The organism is Lunatimonas sp. (assembly GCF_020832325.1).
In the GTDB taxonomy this organism is placed as follows: Bacteria; Bacteroidota; Bacteroidia; order Cytophagales; family Cyclobacteriaceae; genus Lunatimonas.
Map to the genome: position 1 here is coordinate 62,374 of NZ_JAFIEU010000051.1, position 17,093 is coordinate 79,466.

The following is a 17,093-nucleotide window of genomic DNA, read 5'->3' on the forward strand; positions in this document are numbered from 1 at the left end:
AAGGGAAAGCCGATATCGTATGTACTACCAATCACCGTAATCAAATATCACCACATTGGGATCCCTATCCGATGAAATACCAAAAAAACGCTTGTTTTTCTCGTCTACTGCTAGGGAAACCAGCGAATGATCCAAGGTGTAGGTTTTTAGCAATTTACCATCGTAATCGAACACATAAATTTCTTTTGACAATTCGCCATTTTGATAATACAAATCCGCAGATTTCCCAAAATAGAGCGCATATATAAATTCATCCCCAGCCAAGATGTCCATATAGTAGCTGGAAAGGCTTCTATCGGTAAACTGTGCCATGGGGTAGCCAGCTGAGTAGTCGACCACAAACTCTGGGATAATGTGCTCCGGACCGCGAGTGGAGATGATTTTCCCACTTGAAAGATCCAAAATTTCTATAAAATCCCTAAAGCGTCCTCCCAATACATATTTTTTTTGAGCTGGGTTAAAGGACGTTCTCCCTTGGTGAACGGATTTGACTACATTGGGAGGGAGTGAAGGATCCTCCATCAGTTGGCTCCAGGTACCATAAGTGATAAGCTGATTTCCAAGCGTATCGTAAAGTACATACTTATCATCCCCATCTGCCAACCTGCATATAAGTACCTCATCGGAAAACCAACGTATATCTGTGGCCAAGAACATATTTTGTGGTTGACGAAAAGCCCTATGATATAGTTCACTAGATGTTTCCAAATCAAACAAGGCAATCAATTTTTGGGTATGGTCATATACCCAGACCTCATTTAGGGATTTACCTTTCTCTAATTGATAGGCGGTAGTTATCTCCCCCGGCCCGAAACCATCCTTTCCAAATGCTTTGATTAGTGTTTCTCTTGTAGGATCGACAACGTGAAGAAAATAGTCTAGGGTTTTGCCCTCACCCACCACCAGGTATTTTCCAGTCCAAAGTATAGATTCGGGATTAATCAAGTCTGTTAAATTAAGTTTTTTACCTCTTAAGGTATCTGGTGCCGGAACATCTTCAAGATTAAAAGTGCGGATGATATAATCGGAATCCTGTGTTTCTTTTACAGGGGTACCACAAGATAAAAGAAAGGCGAAAACACAAAATACAATTAACTTTTGGGGAGTTATCATATTGGCTAATATGGTATTAATTAGTAAAGAGAGTTTGAGTGGAATTTTTCCACTCAAACATTTCAAATAGTTATTGGAGTGGTGGAAGATTAAAAGCAAGTTTCATAACCACCATACCACAAAGATTTTAAAAAAGTTCGCCCAATGGGATGCTCACATTCTCCCGTGTACCAATCACAACATACCCCACCATATGGGTTAGAGCCCGCAATCGCCTTCTCCAAAGCCACTTCGTTTTCGGAAAACGGCACTTCCGTACCGTTAACACCGAATTGCCATCCGGCCACCAGCATCACTGCTACAGCCCCACAGGCTGCCATTTTCTTTCTTAAACTGTTCGTCCATTGCTTCATGTTTTTTTAATCTGAAGTAAAACATTGATTTAATGGTACTTAAATTAAATAGATAAAAACGAGAGTTGCAACTATTGTTTTAGAAATTGCTTAAAAAACAACAAAGAATCTGTTTTAAAGCGTATACGGGAGGGTAGCGCTTGAAAAGACGAATAAAATTATGTCCTAATCTATTGCGTATACTTTGCGTTTCCAAGAGCCTAGAAGATTGAATAGCATGAGCGGAGTTTGTGGGATTGATTGTCACACCTTTGGTGCTTGCGGGGAATGGAATGACATGTCTGCATAGCCCTTGCAGGCCATGCTACTGATTACCGCACCGTTGGTTCTTATGCAATCATCGGCGCCAACGTTGGCAAATCAATAGCCTTGGGCACCGCCCAAATGAGAATGTGAGACACCACCCAACCGGCAACGTGGATTTGGATGCGATGCCTGCAAAGCCCTGGAAGGCCATTCTAATGATTACCGCACCGTTGGTGCTTGTATCATCACCGGCACCAACGGTGCCAAATCATTAGCCTTGGGCAACGCCCAAGGGAGGATGGGACTACTACACTACTTAAGCGCCAAAGGCGCGGAATCAATTGTCTAGGGCATCAACCGAACTACACTCCGATTTGGAAAATCAGTAGGTTGTAGCACTGCCAAGCGAAGCCTACCTTATCCGATCCAAGTAAAGAAATGAGGAACTTCATTAGCAAATTGTGCCTGCGGGACTAAAAGGGACAAGTCAGTTGTGCGGGTGGTTGAATGAACGACCTGTTACATTTGTAAAAAAGTGGTTACAAAGCTAAAAAAAAACTCCTTATCGGATCCGGTAAGGAGTTTTTTTACGATCGTATTCCGAATAAAATCTATTCCCTTCCAAAGATCTCAACAATAGGCTGCCCGGTAGCCCCGTTAGGCAGCCGGGTGTGTAGTAGCATGGCCAAGGTGGGGGCAATGTCCGTCACAGTGGCATACCTCGTGCTAAAGCCTGGGGTGATGCCCCAGCCATAGAAAACGATCGGTACATGGGTGTCATAGGTATAGCCGGTCCCGTGGGTGGTTCCTCGTGTGGAGTTGGTAAGCCAGGCAGCATCCAATATCAGTAACACATCTCCGGATGCCTTGTGGTTGTACCCCATCTGCAGTAGGTTTTTTCGGCCAGTGGTGTATTCGATTCTTTTCATGTCATCACCCGTATAGGTTTCCTTGATTCCGTCAAAGCGAAGGAGAAATTCGGCGATATCTTGCTGCATGGCAATAAGATCGATTTCTTTGTCTTTGATCAACCGATGATTCAAAAAAAGTTGCTCGTTGGAAAAATTTTCGATCCATTCCCCTTCCCCGTATTTTTCATTGGTGTAACCTCTCAGTTGGGTCATCACGAAGCGGGTGTTTAGGCTGCCGGCGGGAACTTTCTCACTTTCCATGAAGCGTACTACATCAGCTACTCCGTGGTCTGCAGATAGGAAAACCAAGTATTCGCCTACACCGATTTCTTTGTCCAAATGGGCAAAAAACGCGGCAAGTTCTTGGTCCAATCGAAGATACGTATCTTCCAGTTCGATAGAGGACGGTCCGAAGGCATGTCCTACATAGTCTGTGGAAGAAAAGCTCACCGCTAAGAAGTCGGTTTCGCCTCTCCTGCCCAGCGACTCTCCTTCCAGTGCAGCATACGCCAAGTCAAGAGTTAAAGTGTTCCCAAAGGGTGTACCGCTGATCATACCAAGCCCACCGTTATTTTCCATGAGTTCTGGAAGGACGTAGGGGAAAACGGGCGCCTCTTTGCCGATTGGTGGAGATTCGAATTCGTTGTCGTCGTCTACACTCTGTTTGTAGCTGGCAATAGGATATAGGGTCTCCCAAGTTTGGTTCAGGTATTTCTGTGGGAGCTTTCGGTTGTTAAATTCAGTGACCCAGCTAGGCAATGCATCGCCATAGTAAGAGGAATTCATGAATTCACCGGTGCTACCATCGTACCAATAAGCATCTCCCAAGTGTCCTGCGGGAAGTGCAGCACCTCGGTCTTTCAAGGCAATTCCGACCACTTTGGAACGTTTGTTTGTGGCAAATCGCAATTCGTCGGTGATGGTGGTGGTCAACATGTTGCGGGGCGAAATTTTGCCGGCCTTTTCGCTACCACCCACCGCTGTCACGGTACTGTCTTCCGCGCAATAGACGGTCCTTCCCAGTTTTCGAACATACCAATCATTGGCAATGATGCCATGGCTGGCCGGCGTTGCTCCGGTATATACAGAGGCATGGCCGGGTCCGGTGTAGGTGGGGATGTAATTATAGTGCCCGTTTTTCATCATGAAGCCTTCGTTCATGAGGCGTTTAAAGCCACCATCCACGTAGCGGTCATAATATTTGTAAAAGTACTCTTGGCGCATCTGATCTACCACAATGCCCACCACGAGCTTTGGGCGGGCTAATTTCTCAGCTGATTCGGGAGTTTGAGCAATGGCTGCCCAAGGCAATAACGCCAGCATTAGGCAGGGTAGGTATTTTTTCATTCGGTAATGGTGGTTGTTTATGCCCACAAAGGTAGCTTTCCTTGTTTCGCTGGGGCTAATCTCGGTTTCTTAAATCTCCTCTTTTGATGGATTGGATAAATTGGGACCAGGCAAATGGATTTAGCAGCGGCAAGGGCCTAGGACCATACCGGTCCATGGTCTGCATCATCTGCTGATTGGTAAACTGGCGGAAATTTTCGTTGCCAGAGGCAGGCATTTCCTCCGCGTATCTTAGCAAAAGCTGGGGACTTAAGTTACCGCGGTTAAGCGGTATTTCGTCGTCGATGTTGAGGGCCAATATGGCGTTTTTGAATTCTTCCTCGGTGGGATAGGGCATTACTTCTACTTCCGACAGAGCATATTCGTCATCAATCATCGTGAGGATGTAACTTACCTTGTCGTCCTGAATGTCTTCGGGGATCTTTATGGACTGCCGCTTCAAACCGATAAAAGAAAAGACAATACTATCACCAGCCACCACGGGCATGGAGAAATAGCCGTATCGGTTACTGCTCGTGCCTCTGCCTTTGCGGGGAACATAAATATTGACTCCCGGAATCGCTGTGGTACTGTCAGCGTTCAGAATGACTCCGGACAATTGTACTATCTTACGTGTAGGTTCTTCCTGGGCAAATGCACCGGGGATCGCCGCAGCGACGAGTAGTAGGATTATAAAGATATAGGTATGGATGCTTTTCACGTTTTACTATTTTCTTATTATATCGTAACGGTATTTTTCCGCGGGTGTTCCCTGGTAGATGCTGAATTAAACACCATAGATACGTTATTTTCGCCTGATTTTCGTAATTTGACTGGATTTTTAATTGTTAAAAATAATTAAATGCGGCTAAAAAACATAAGCTTAAACTACGGAATGCGGGTTTTTAAGGCACTTTCTGAGGAGCCAAGGGTCCGGATACTGCATCTGCTCATGCTAAATAAAGAGATGAGCATTTCCGATTTGGAGCACATCCTGGATTTCACGCAAACGAAGACCAGCAGGCATATCACCTATCTGAAAAATGCGGGGCTGGTCGGGAGCAAAAAGCGGGAGCAGTGGACTTTTTATTATCTTTTGGACGAGGCATTAGAAATCATTCAGCAGATTTTTAAGTTTATACAAAAGGACAGCAACCTTATTCGGGACCAAGAAATATATGAGATCCTATTTTCTAACCGAGAACTGGCCAAAAACAAAATCCAAGACAATAAATACGGATCGTGACTATTTATGGCAAAAGCATATAATCATCTCTTTTTTGACCTCGACCATACCCTGTGGGATTACGACCGCAACGTGGCGGAATCCCTGGCGGAGTTGTTTCAAATCTATAATCTGCAAGAATTGGGCGTTCCAGGCTTTGATGCATTGTTTCATGCCTTCGAAAAGGTCAACTATGAGCTTTGGGATAGGTACAATATCGGAACGATCACGAAAGAAGCCTTGAGGGCTACTCGTTTTCGAAGTATTTTTGAACGGGTGGGGGCTAATCCTGCTCGCGTCCCGCTAGAGTTGGAAGCAGATTTCCTAACACGTACTTCCTCCAAGCCTCACGTATTTCCGGATACGTTTGAAGTCCTAGACTATTTAGCTGGCAAATATCCCCTGCATATTATCACCAATGGGTTTGACGAGAGTCAGGGACTGAAGCTGAAGTCCTCGGGATTGCACAGTTATTTTCAGCTCGTCGTTACCTCAGAGACCACCGGACATAGGAAACCGGATCGAAGGATCTTTGATCATGCGCTGATTTCATTGGGTGCACGTCCGGAGGAGTGTGTGATGATAGGCGATAACCCCCGGTCTGATATCATGGGCGCACTAAATGCCGGCATAGATCAGGTATTCTTCAATCCCAAGGAAGCCGTATGTTCGGTTGAGCCTACGTTTACTGTTCAGACGCTGGCAGAACTGAGAAATATCTTTTAGGAGGGACCGAAAAGTTATGCGTCGCCGTACGAATGTCAGATGTGAATAAAGAGTTGCTGCTGATTTCCGTCCATTACTCAGGTGTGGGTCAAGCCTTCCTGACGTTGGGCACTGACGCAGCAGGAGTGGTTTAGCCCTTCCCATAGAATCTTTGTATATTTGTGCACTTATCTAATTGAGAAACTAAACCATACCAAACTATGCTAAAAGGTTTTTTTAATGTACCCGAACCTATCAATGAGCCCATAAAGAGCTACGCTCCGGGCAGTCAAGAGAGGTCTAGCCTACAAGCAGCGCTGGCCGAAGCAAGAGGCAAGGTGGTAGATATCCCGATGTACATTGGTTCTGAAGAAATCCGTACAGGCAATAAAATAGCGCTGAGTCCTCCCCACGACCACCAACACCTCTTGGGCCATTTTCATGAAGGGGATGCCACCCATGTGGAGCAGGCCATACAGGCAGCGTTGGGAGCCAAGTACGCATGGGAAAACATGCAATGGGAACAGCGCGCAGCCATCTTTTTGAAAGCGGCAGAGTTGATAGCAGGGCCCTATCGGGACAAACTCAACGCTGCGACCATGCTGGGACAGTCTAAAAATGTGTTCCAAGCGGAGATAGACGCAGCTTGCGAGACGGTGGACTTTTTGCGGTTCAACGTAAAATACATGACCGAAATTTATGCCCAACAGCCTCCGCGAAACGAGCAGGGTGTATGGAACCGAGTAGAACAGCGTCCATTGGAGGGCTTCGTCTTTGCGCTTACTCCCTTTAATTTCACCGCCATCGCCGGCAACCTCCCGGCTGCCCCAGCCATGATGGGGAACACGGTGGTCTGGAAGCCTGCTTATACCCAGGTGTATTCCGCAAACGTACTCATGGAGGTGTTTCGAGCCGCAGGAGTTCCGGATGGAGTGATTAACCTGATCTATGTGGATGGACCTGCGGCGGGCGAGGTCATTTTTAATCACCCGGATTTCGCAGGGATCCATTTTACCGGGTCCACCGCCGTATTCCAAACAATTTGGAAAACGATTGGAAATAATATACACCGTTACAAAACCTATCCCAGGATAGTAGGTGAGACAGGAGGCAAGGACTTTGTCATTGCCCATAAATCGGCAGACCCAAAGGCTGTGGCCACCGCACTGGCTCGTGGTGCCTTTGAATTTCAGGGGCAGAAATGCTCTGCAGCCTCTAGGGCGTACATCCCTTCAAATCTATGGGATCAAGTAAAAGGCTTTCTGTTGGAAGACTTGGAAACCATGAAGATGGGCGGGACAGAAGACTTTACGAATTTTATCAATGCCGTCATCGACGAAAAGGCATTTGACAAGATTGCGGGCTACATAGCCGAAGCCAAGGAGGCTCCCGGTGTGGAAGTGCTGGCAGGCGGTACCTACGACAAGTCAAAGGGCTATTTCATTGCGCCTACGGTGCTCTTTGTGCAGGATCCGATGTACACGACCATGCAGGAAGAGATCTTCGGTCCGGTATTGACTGTGTATGTGTACCATGCAGAGCACTTCGAAGAAACGCTGGAGCTGGTGGATCAAACGTCTCCTTATGGGCTTACCGGAGCGGTATTTTCACGTGACCGCTACGCGGTGGAGCTGGCCACTCAAAAGCTGAGGCATGCGGCAGGTAATTTCTACATCAACGACAAACCCACGGGGGCGGTAGTGGGACAGCAGCCTTTTGGTGGGTCCCGTGCATCCGGAACCAACGACAAAGCCGGATCCATGATAAACTTACTCCGTTGGGTGAGTCCACGTACGCTTAAAGAGACGTTTGTCAGTCCAACCGATTACCGCTACCCCTTTTTGAGAGAAGATTAGGCGGCAAAAAAGAAGGGCCTGTCGATTATTCCGACAGGCCCTTTAAGATTATGGTAGAATATCCTGGCTGGCTAGGAAAGGATATGTTGGTTTACCCAGTTGATTTCCTCTTCACGGATAGTATGGTAATTGTCTGGGAAAATAGCCTTGTGAACGTTCGCATTCATGGACTGAAGAAGCTGCTCAGTCTCTTCGATACGGGAAAGCGGCACATGCATATCATTGTGGCTAGCGCCGATAAATAGAGGCGTTTGCGCAAAGTCTCCCTTGTACCTAGTAGTATCTAGTTTTTCACCGATCAGTCCTCCGGTAAACGCGATGATGCCTCCGTAGGACACTGCGTTCCGCGTGGTGTACTCCAAGGTGAGGCAGGCACCTTGTGAGAATCCGATAAAATAGAGCTGTTCTTTGGATTTACCTTGCGCTATGCAGGAGGCTACCACTTGGTCTATCTGGTCCAAGGCACGGTCTAAGTGTGGCTGATTCTGGCTTATGGGAGCCATAAAACTGTATGGGTACCACGTGTTCCCCGGAGCTTCTGGAGCCAAAAGGGCAAACCCGGTCAGGTTTAGGTAATCTGCCAACCCCAAAATTTGCTGCGCTGTAGATCCCCTGCCATGTACCATAATGGCTACTTTTTCGGCATCCTGTAAGCTTGTTCCCCGATGCATCATTCTACAGTTGGATTTGAGGGTGAAACTTGGATGGGAGGCAGACTTTTTTCTATTTTTTGCCGGTGAGGTTCGGCCCATTCTGGCAGTTTCAGTTTTTGGCCCAGTTCGGACACCGGTTCGTCGATGGCGAATCCCGGTTCGTCTGTGGCCACTTCAAAGAGAATACCGCCCGGTTCCCGGAAATAGATTGACTGGAAATAATTTCTGTCTTTGATTTCGGTAACCTGTTGGCCATAGTGCCAAAGCCGTTGCTGTATCTCCCGCTGTGAAGCCTCGTTTTCGGTCCGGAATGCAATGTGGTGCACGGTGCCTGCACTTTGTACGGAACGAGAAGCTGGTTGGTTGATGACAATGTCAATGAGATCTCCCGGGTTGCCTGCGGTCCCGAATCGAAGGCGGTTTTTTTCCTCTCCGATGAGACGGTAATCCATCGCCTCGGTAAGGAGATCGGCTGTAAGTTGATGCGCCCGTAAGTTAAGTGTGGCGCTATGAAATCCCTTTATCGCAAAATCAGCGGGAATCGGTCCGCCGGTCCAGCCCCTCCGGGTATCAGTAGCAGTTGCTATTAGTTCTATACCCATCCCGTCGTGGTCTTCAAAGCGCAATAGTTTCTCACCAAACCGTTCCAATTCGGTGGAAAGGGTAAACCCAAGCCGTGTTAGGCGTTCTTGCCAAAATGGCAAGGCGTCTTTGGGTACGGAGAAGGCAGTATACGTTGTTTCACCTACTCCTTTCTGGCCTTTTCTGGCGCCGGGGAAGGGAAAAAAGGTTAGTATAGTTCCCGGCGATCCTATTTCATCTCCAAAATAGAAATGATATACATCGGGAGCGTCGAAGTTGATTGTTTTCTTAACCAAACGCAATCCAAGTATCCCCGTATAGAAATCCACGTTTTTTTGTGGATCGCTGGCTAATGCGGTGATATGGTGTATGCCTGTGATGAGCGCTTCCATGACAGAATGGGTTTGAGAATGAGAAATGAAACCCGGGACCTTGATGGGGCGCCCGGGTTAAAATGGTTTACTGTTTTACCAATTGGATGCTTGCGATGATTTTCACTTCGTCGCCTACTACTACGCTTCCAGCTTCGGTCACGGCGTTCCAAGTAAGACCGTATGCTTTGCGACTTACTTTACCTGTGATTTCAAAACCCGCTTTGGTATTCCCATATGGGTCACCGGCAACACCACCAAACTCTACGGCCAACTCCACAGGCAGCGTGGTTTCCCGCATTTTAAGGTCACCCTTCAATACATAGTCTTCGCCTTTTTTGGAAAGAATTCCGTTGGAAAAAACGAGCTTAGGATTTGTCGCTGCATCGAAAAAGTCTGCTGACTTCAAGTGAGCATCTCTGTCGGCCTGATTGGTGTCGATGCTGTCTATGTCGGCGCTGAACTCGATTTTTCCACCGACAAAATCGTCACTTTCCGCCTCTGCGGATCCTTCAAACTTTCGGAAATAGCCAGTTACGGTAGAAATCACCAGGTGTTTAACTTTAAAAGATACCTCTGAATGGGTAGGGTCGATAATCCATTTTGTTGTACTCATGATTTTTCTGTTTTTAAATGTGAAATTTTAATTGAACTAAATGTTGAAATTGGGATATTTATTATGTCTAAACAAAAAATGTCTAGACATGTAAATATTCAAATAATTTACTCTTCTCTGAGTTTATCAAGGAGTTCGTTTAGCAAATCGACTTCCTCTGCGTCAAGTGAGATGACGTTTTTGTTGAACTGATTAATTTCCTCTTCTAGGACCTGTAGCAATCCCAAACCTTTATCGGTGATGGTAATGTCTACCTGACGCCGATCGCTGGCACATTCCTGCCGGTAAACCAATCCTTTAGTTCTTAGCTTTTCTACCAGCCTAGAGGCATTGGACATCTTATTCAGCATCCTATCCTGTATAGAAGATACGGTGATGGGTTCGGGATGCTTCCCTCGTAATATTCGTAACACATTGTATTGTTCGGGTGAGATATCAAAAGGGCGAAATAACTTGTTTTGACGCGTTTCAATGTAGCTATTGGTGTACAATATATTCACTACTGCCTTATTGTAAGGATCTTTGAATGCTTTCTGCTGTATGGACTCCTCTAGTTTCGCCATTATCTTGCAAATGTATTTAATGTATATACACGAAAGATAGGAAAAAGGTTTCAAATGACTGTCATTTTTTTGCTATTTTTTCCAGTATCCTACAATTCTGCTAATTCCCACATCAACACTTCGATAGAAAGATCCAAACCCATTGTGGAGCGTAGTTGCATAGCCTAAGCCAAAATGCCCCCTAAAAAGTGTCTTTGAGCGACCACTCATCTGAAATCCAATGTGAACGTTGGAAAGTATGGTACTTCGTAGGTCGGTAAAGTGCATGTAACCGAAGTGGCGGCTGACATATCGAATACGCCCTCCCAAATACGCGCCTCCATTATTAAAGCACAAATCGCAGGTTTCGATCACTTTTTTCCGATAAAAATAAAATTTCGGGTTGGCGTACAGGGTAAGTGCTGGATTTCCCAAACTCCAATATGGATTCAATACATCGAGTTCAAGGTCTGTATATCCGCCTCCTAATCCTATACCTGTATCAAGAATCAGGTCATTAGCTGAAACAAATTCTCTTACAAGGGATACGCCGTGGCCGGTGAAATCAAGTCTGTTTTGGTTCTTTAATAGCTTATCGTCGTCGAAATAAGTCTGTGTCCATCCATCCTGACTTTGAATAGTCCAAAAGAATACCAAGGTGCAGAACAGGTTTCGCATGGGCAATTTAGATTAAGTTCGAAGAACTTCCATGGTCGGAGTTTTCAGGATATCCTTTCCGTTCCACCACCCCAAGAGGACTGTAATCGCTGTAATGGCTGCATACACGGCAACCAATAGGAGCCACTCAACGCTGAAAGGAATCTCAAACAAATACACGCTAAGCAGGAACGCCGCCAGCAGTGACAACAGGATTCCACTCAAGGCTGCCAGGCTCCCGAGAAAGAGGTACTCCAGCGTATTGATTTTGATTAAGAGGCTCGTTTGAGCGCCGATGGTCTTCAGTAGGATGGTTTCTTTGATCCGTTGGTACTTGCTGATAATCAACGAGCTGATCAAGACCAGTATCCCGGTGACGATGCTGAAAAGGGCCATAAATTGGATTACAAAGCTGATTTTTCCTAGGATTTCCTCCAAGGTTTCCACGATGGTGCTCAGGTTGATTACGGACACATTGGGGAAGTTCTGTACCATTTGATTTTGAATTTTTCCCGCCTCCACATCACTTGCTGTTTTGGTTACCACGACATGGAACTTGGGAGCATTGGTCAGTACATTGTCCGGAAAAAGTACCAAAAAGTTTGTCGAAACCTGCCGGAAGTTTACTTCTCGCATACTTCCTATATAGGTCTTTAGGGGGCGGCCCTGCACATTAAATACCAATTCATCGCCGAGCTGAAGTCCGGCACGAGAGGCATATCCTTTGTCCAGAGATACAAATATACTGTCTCCGGATTGTTTGTAGGGGCGTAGTTCGCCGTCGGTCAGTCGCTCGGAGCGTATCAGGGAGTCGCGGTAGGTAACCCGAAACTCCCGGTTGTATAGGCGTTTCGAAAACCTCTCTTCTTCAGGTAGGGACTCGTTGTCTTTTTTCGTGACACCATTTACAGAAGTAAGACCCATGGTCACAATGGGTACCTGTTGCAAAATCGGTAGACCCTGATCTGTAAGTTGCTTACTCACTGCTTCCACCTGTTGGGTTTGAATGTCGAAGAAGAGCATGTTAGGCTGGTCTTCTTTGTCGGCAAATTTCACCTCTCCCAAAAGTTGGTATTGGACAAAGAAGAGCGTGGAAATCATTGCAGTACCCAGCCCGATCGTAGCTATCAGCGAGATCGTTTGGTTATTGGGCCGGTATAAATTAGCCAGTGACTGTCGGGCGGGATAGGAGAGCGATAGGGGTAGCCAGTGTCTAATACCTTTCATAATGCCCAGTGCAAAAAGCCAAAGGACTCCAAAGGCGAAAAAGACAAAGCCTGTAAACCACAATGTTTGTATCCAGTCTCGGAGCAGAAAATAGCTAAATCCACTTAGGAACAGCGCAATTCCCACTACCACTGCCCAACGGATAGGATCTTTCGCAAAACGCGTACTGCCTTCCTCAGGTCTTAGGGTCATCATGGGCGATACGGTGCGGATTTTTAACAAGGGTATCAAGGCAAAGAGCATGGATATCAAAATCCCGGTGAAAACTCCCAAGAAAATCGATGCCCAAGATATTTCAACCGTGACATCAACAGGCAAGAAATCTTGAAAGACACTGGGTAATATGAATTGAAGTCCGGTACCCAGTGCCGCGCCGGCTACGGAACCGATGGCTCCCATCAGAAATATCTGCCATAGGTAGATGGCGAATATTTGGCCCGAAGAGACCCCCAGGCAACGCAGAACCGCTACAGCGGGCAATTTTTCCTTTACGAATACATTTACGGCACTTGCTACACCCACACAACCTAGCAATACCGCGATAAAGGCTACCAGGCTGAGGAAATTTCCGAGATTTTTAAAGGAATTTCCGGTGGATTCTTTTCGACTTTCTACGGTTTCGAAACGTATGTTGTCTTCTTCCCATTGGTCTTTGTGAGCATCGATAAACACCTGTGGATCGGCGTCAGGAGTGAGGGCGTAGTACAACTCGTAGTTCACCCTGCTACCAAATTGCACGAGACCAGTCTCTTCCAGTGTTTCCATAGGAATGTAAACCGCAGGCGCCACCGTGGCAGTGATGCCGGTCTGTCCGGGCACCTTGTGCAGAGCACCGGCGATTTCATAGGTCACCTCGCCTACCTTGATGAAATCCCCTACCTGTGCATCAAATTGGGCCAGCAGCAGGTTTTCTACCAAGGCTTTTTTTCCGCCTGCCCGAAAGGATTCCTCTCCGGAAAGGGGCTCCACGTCGAAGCTACCATAAAAAGGGAAACGACCCTCGAGTGCGCGGACTTGTGTGAGGCGGCTTTCGCCTTTCACTACAAACGATACCATGGAGGCAAAGTTTATTTCCATGGCTTGGTCTACCAGCATGCTGTCCAGATCGGGACCTTCAAAGGGTTGGTTATTGCTAAGTACCAAGTCAGCGCCCAGCAATTCCTTGGCTTGACGGTTAATGTCTTTGGTGAGGTTGTCTCCAAACGAGCTAATAGCCACCAATGCTGCAATGCCTACTAAAATAGAAGAGATGAAAAGAGCCAACTTGGACCCGTTTTTTCGGAAATCCCGCATGGCCATCAGAAGAACCCATTTCAAATCACCCATACGTGACCTCCTGAATTTTGCCTCCTTTAATGGAAATGATCTGCTGGGTGCGTTCTGCCAACTGGGGGTCGTGGGTGACCAAAATGAGGGTGGTGCCTTTTTCCTTGTTCAATTGGAAAATGAGGTTTTCGATCATATCTCCCGTTTCCGTATCGAGGTTTCCGGTGGGCTCATCGGCAAACAGGATTTTTGGTTCGTTGGCAAATGCTCGCGCGATGGACACGCGTTGTTGTTCGCCACCTGACAATTGAGAAGGGTAATGGGTCATGCGGTCACCTAGCCCTACTTGCTGTAGCAATCCTTCTGCTTTTTGCCGGGCATCTTTCTGTTTTTTCAGCTCCATAGGAACCATCACGTTTTCAAGGGCAGTGAGCGTGGGCAACAATTGAAAATTTTGAAAAATAAACCCTACCGACTCATTTCTGACTTTTGCGCGCTCGTCTTCGGAGAGTCTTTCCAACGCTTTTCCGGCAAGTTGTACAGATCCACCGCTGGCTGTATCCAGCCCCGCACACAGCCCCAGCAGCGTGGTTTTCCCACTTCCGGACGGTCCGACAATAGACATGGTCGCACCGGCATGTACCTCAAAGCTGACATTGTCCAAGACCGTTAGTTTACGGTTGCCGCTTTGATAGGTTTTTGTAAGATTTGTTACGGAAAGAATACTCATGTGGCTGAATTAAAAAGGATTGTTTGTGATCTAACACGTTAGGCTTGGCATTTAGTTTATTTTAGTTGGCAGAATCCTTTATTTATGTTCAAATTTACGCCAAGAAAGGAAACAAGGTATATGAGAGGTGTGGTAATTCTATTATGGGGGATGACATTTGGTGCGCTAGTGGTAGCTGTGGGAGGGTGTACCGCTCCAAAGAATCAGGAAGAAGCCAGGCGGGATACCGCAAAGGTTGAAGAGATTATTGTGGAGGAAGACCGACCACTTATTTTGTTCTTTGGAAATAGTCTCACCGCTGGCTATGGGCTAGAGGAAGAGCAGGCTTTTCCGGCATTGATACAGGAGAAAATTGACCGTGAAGGCTTGGTATACAGGGTAGTGAATGGAGGTTTAACCGGAGAAACGACCGCTTCGGGTTTAAACCGCCTCGATTGGTTTTTGGAAGAAGCGCCTGCGGTGTTTGTGCTGGAATTGGGCGGTAATGACGGTCTTAGGGGTATTCCTGTGGAGGAAACCCGCAGAAACTTGAAGAATATCCTGCAAAAAGTTAAAGAGAGCTATCCGGAAACCTATATCCTATTGGCAGGTATGCAGATTCCACCCAATATGGGTCAAGCCTACACCTCGGCTTTTAGCGGGATGTATGAAGAGATTGCCGAGGAAGAAGGGGTGGGGCTGATTCCGTTTTTGCTAGAGGGAGTGGCGGGAGACCCGGAGCTCAACCTGCCGGACGGCATACATCCAACAGCTGAAGGGCATGAAATAGTGGCAGCGACCGTGTGGGAGTATCTAAGGCGCGTTCTTTGATCGGTTAAGTAAAAGGCGCTGTGCGTGATAAGCAATATAGTGTAGAATTGGGATAGTCTTTTTTTCATCTACGAAGTATAACCGTTGATTGCAATGGTTTTTTTTATATCGAAATTTTGTAGTAATTTTTCCAGAATTTAAAAAAAAACAACAGAAGGAATGAGTATACAGATAATGTCTTCCGGCGAGGAATATGATGCAATCATTGTAGGTTCCGGAGCGGGAGGAGGTATGGCTTCCAAAATATTGGCTGAGGCAGGTCTTGCCGTGGCAGTTGTGGAGGCAGGCGCTGATTTTGATCCGGCACTAGACGAACATCGTACCCAATTGCGATTTCCCTGGGAGTCTCCCCGCCGGGGAGCGGGAACCGTGCGTCCTTTTGGAGACTTTGACGCTGCTATTGGCGGCTGGGAGATAGAGGGCGAACCCTATACCCGTGGTAAGGATAGTCAATTTGATTGGTTTCGGTCTCGTATGCTGGGTGGACGTACCAATCACTGGGGCAGGATATCGCTTCGGTTCGGTCCATTGGATTTCAAGCGTAAGGATCTCGACGGCATGGGTGACAATTGGCCCATCGGCTACGACGATTTGAAGCCCTATTATGACCGGGTTGACAAGTTGATCGGTGTGTTTGGATCCAAAGAGGGTATCCACAACGAGCCAGACGGTTTTTTTCTTCCTCCTCCGAAGCCACGCTTGCATGAGTTATATATTCAGCGGGGAGCGAAGAAGGCTAATATCCCCATTATTCCTTCCCGTCTTTCTATCTTAACACGTCCGGTAAACAATGACCGGGGCGTCTGCTTTTTTTGTAGTCAATGTAATCGCGCATGCCAGGTGTATGCAGATTTTTCAGCAGGAACCTGCTTGGTAAAGCCAGCCATGAAAAAGGGCAAGGTGGATCTGTATACCCATGCCATGGTACGCAAGGTGACCACAGATGATAAAGGGGAGGCCACTGGCGTGTCCTATGTTAGCAAGATAGACATGAAGGAATATAAGCTTCGGTCCAGGGTGGTGGTATTGGGCGCATCGGCTTGTGAGTCAGCGCGAATTATGCTAAATTCCAAATCCAAAACTCATCCAAATGGTATCGGAAACGGTACGGGTTACGTAGGTAGGTACCTGCACGACTCTACCGGTGCTGACCGAATGGGTATCATGCCCGAAATGATGGGACGGGATAGGTACAACGAAGATGGCGTGGGAGGCATGCATATATACACCCCTTGGTGGTTGAATGAAAAAGGGTTGGATTTTGCGCGGGGATACCACATTGAATACTGGGGTGGTATGGGAATGCCTTCCTATGGTTTCGGAGGAGGCATGGATACCATGCGTAAGTATATTAAAGATGAATTTGGCAACCCTAGCCCACAAGGAGGCTATGGCGAAGGTTTGAAAAAGGATATACGCACATTCTACGGCAGCACCGTAGGCATGTCCGGAAGGGGCGAAAGCATTCCCCAGTATACCAACTATTGTGAAATCGATGATAATGTGGTCGATAAGTACGGTATTCCGGTTTTGAAGTTCCATTATCAGTGGACGGATCAGGAACTGAAGCAGGCCAAGCACATGCACGACACCTTTGAGGAAATCCTAACCAGTATGGGCGCAATCATACTTGGCAATAAGCCTGGTCCTGAGAGTCAATACGGGCTTCATAAGCCTGGAAGGATTATTCACGAGGTAGGCACGACACGAATGGGATCTGATCCCAAGACCTCCGTGTTAAACAGCAATTGCCAAGCGCATGACTGCAAAAACCTGTTCGTGGTGGATGGTGGTCCTTTCGTATCGCAGGCGGACAAGAATCCGACTTGGACCATTCTCGCCTTGTCTATGAGGACATCGGAATACATTATCGATCAGTTAAAAAAGAAAAACATATAAACCCC

Annotated in this window: 16 protein-coding genes; 5 read left to right on the forward strand and 11 right to left on the reverse strand. The window is 46.9% G+C overall.

Features of this window, described 5'->3' with window-relative positions; translation table 11 throughout:
• Positions 1-24: 24 nt before the first annotated feature.
• From JJU34_RS20385 to JJU34_RS20400, 4 genes are all read right to left on the reverse strand, one after another.
• Positions 25-945 (reverse strand): BF3164 family lipoprotein, encoded by a 921-nt coding sequence (locus tag JJU34_RS20385; RefSeq protein ID WP_228694277.1) that lies wholly within the window; start codon positions 943-945, stop codon positions 25-27.
• Positions 946-1,202: 257 nt separating this feature from the next.
• Complete coding sequence (locus tag JJU34_RS20390; RefSeq protein ID WP_228694278.1) at positions 1,203-1,466, reverse strand: hypothetical protein; 264 nt, start codon at positions 1,464-1,466, stop codon at positions 1,203-1,205.
• 857 nt (positions 1,467-2,323) lie between these two features.
• The gene (pafA, locus tag JJU34_RS20395) at positions 2,324-3,970 is read right to left on the reverse strand and encodes an alkaline phosphatase PafA (RefSeq protein ID WP_228694279.1); all 1,647 of its coding nucleotides are present in this window, start codon (positions 3,968-3,970) and stop codon (positions 2,324-2,326) included.
• A 55-nt stretch (positions 3,971-4,025) separates the two neighbouring features.
• Complete coding sequence (locus JJU34_RS20400; protein ID WP_228694280.1) at positions 4,026-4,670, reverse strand: carboxypeptidase-like regulatory domain-containing protein; 645 nt, start codon at positions 4,668-4,670, stop codon at positions 4,026-4,028.
• Positions 4,671-4,811: 141 nt separating this feature from the next.
• On the opposite strand from JJU34_RS20400, the gene JJU34_RS20405 reads away from it, so the two are divergent.
• From JJU34_RS20405 to pruA, 3 genes are all read left to right on the forward strand, one after another.
• On the forward strand, positions 4,812-5,195 hold the full coding sequence (locus tag JJU34_RS20405; protein WP_228694281.1) for a metalloregulator ArsR/SmtB family transcription factor: 384 nt from the start codon (positions 4,812-4,814) through the stop codon (positions 5,193-5,195).
• A 6-nt stretch (positions 5,196-5,201) separates the two neighbouring features.
• Positions 5,202-5,900, forward strand: a complete 699-nt coding sequence (locus tag JJU34_RS20410) for a YjjG family noncanonical pyrimidine nucleotidase (RefSeq protein WP_228694282.1) — start codon at positions 5,202-5,204, stop codon at positions 5,898-5,900.
• A 200-nt stretch (positions 5,901-6,100) separates the two neighbouring features.
• Positions 6,101-7,735 carry an L-glutamate gamma-semialdehyde dehydrogenase gene (gene pruA, locus JJU34_RS20415; protein ID WP_228694283.1) on the forward strand — a complete coding sequence of 545 codons (1,635 nt, stop codon included), beginning with the start codon at positions 6,101-6,103 and terminating at the stop codon, positions 7,733-7,735.
• Positions 7,736-7,806: 71 nt separating this feature from the next.
• On the opposite strand, the gene JJU34_RS20420 is transcribed toward pruA, so the two are convergent.
• The 7 genes from JJU34_RS20420 to JJU34_RS20450 all read right to left on the reverse strand — a co-directional run bounded on the left by JJU34_RS20420 (position 7,807) and on the right by JJU34_RS20450 (position 14,379).
• Entirely contained in the window at positions 7,807-8,409 is a 603-nt protein-coding gene (locus tag JJU34_RS20420) for an alpha/beta hydrolase (RefSeq protein WP_228694284.1), read from the reverse strand.
• The gene (locus tag JJU34_RS20425) at positions 8,406-9,362 is read right to left on the reverse strand and encodes a ring-cleaving dioxygenase (protein WP_228694285.1); all 957 of its coding nucleotides are present in this window, start codon (positions 9,360-9,362) and stop codon (positions 8,406-8,408) included. The genes JJU34_RS20420 and JJU34_RS20425 overlap by 4 nt, the downstream gene beginning before the upstream one ends.
• Before the next feature lie 67 nt (positions 9,363-9,429).
• Complete coding sequence (locus JJU34_RS20430) at positions 9,430-9,957, reverse strand: YceI family protein (protein ID WP_228694286.1); 528 nt, start codon at positions 9,955-9,957, stop codon at positions 9,430-9,432.
• A 107-nt stretch (positions 9,958-10,064) separates the two neighbouring features.
• Entirely contained in the window at positions 10,065-10,520 is a 456-nt protein-coding gene (locus JJU34_RS20435; protein WP_228694287.1) for a MarR family transcriptional regulator, read from the reverse strand.
• Positions 10,521-10,592: 72 nt separating this feature from the next.
• Entirely contained in the window at positions 10,593-11,177 is a 585-nt protein-coding gene (locus JJU34_RS20440; RefSeq protein ID WP_228694288.1) for a hypothetical protein, read from the reverse strand.
• 12 nt (positions 11,178-11,189) lie between these two features.
• Positions 11,190-13,709: an FtsX-like permease family protein gene (locus tag JJU34_RS20445; RefSeq protein WP_228694289.1), complete on the reverse strand. Its 2,520-nt coding sequence runs from the start codon at positions 13,707-13,709 to the stop codon at positions 11,190-11,192.
• Positions 13,702-14,379: an ABC transporter ATP-binding protein gene (locus JJU34_RS20450; RefSeq protein WP_228694290.1), complete on the reverse strand. Its 678-nt coding sequence runs from the start codon at positions 14,377-14,379 to the stop codon at positions 13,702-13,704. Before JJU34_RS20450 ends, JJU34_RS20445 begins: the two co-directional genes overlap by 8 nt.
• A gap of 84 nt (positions 14,380-14,463) precedes the next feature.
• Here JJU34_RS20450 and JJU34_RS20455 point away from each other — a divergent pair, with 84 nt between their 5' ends.
• Positions 14,464-15,189 (forward strand): arylesterase, encoded by a 726-nt coding sequence (locus JJU34_RS20455; protein ID WP_228694291.1) that lies wholly within the window; start codon positions 14,464-14,466, stop codon positions 15,187-15,189.
• Positions 15,190-15,348: 159 nt separating this feature from the next.
• Positions 15,349-17,088 (forward strand): GMC family oxidoreductase, encoded by a 1,740-nt coding sequence (locus JJU34_RS20460; RefSeq protein WP_228694292.1) that lies wholly within the window; start codon positions 15,349-15,351, stop codon positions 17,086-17,088.
• The last annotated feature ends 5 nt before the right edge of the window (positions 17,089-17,093 follow it).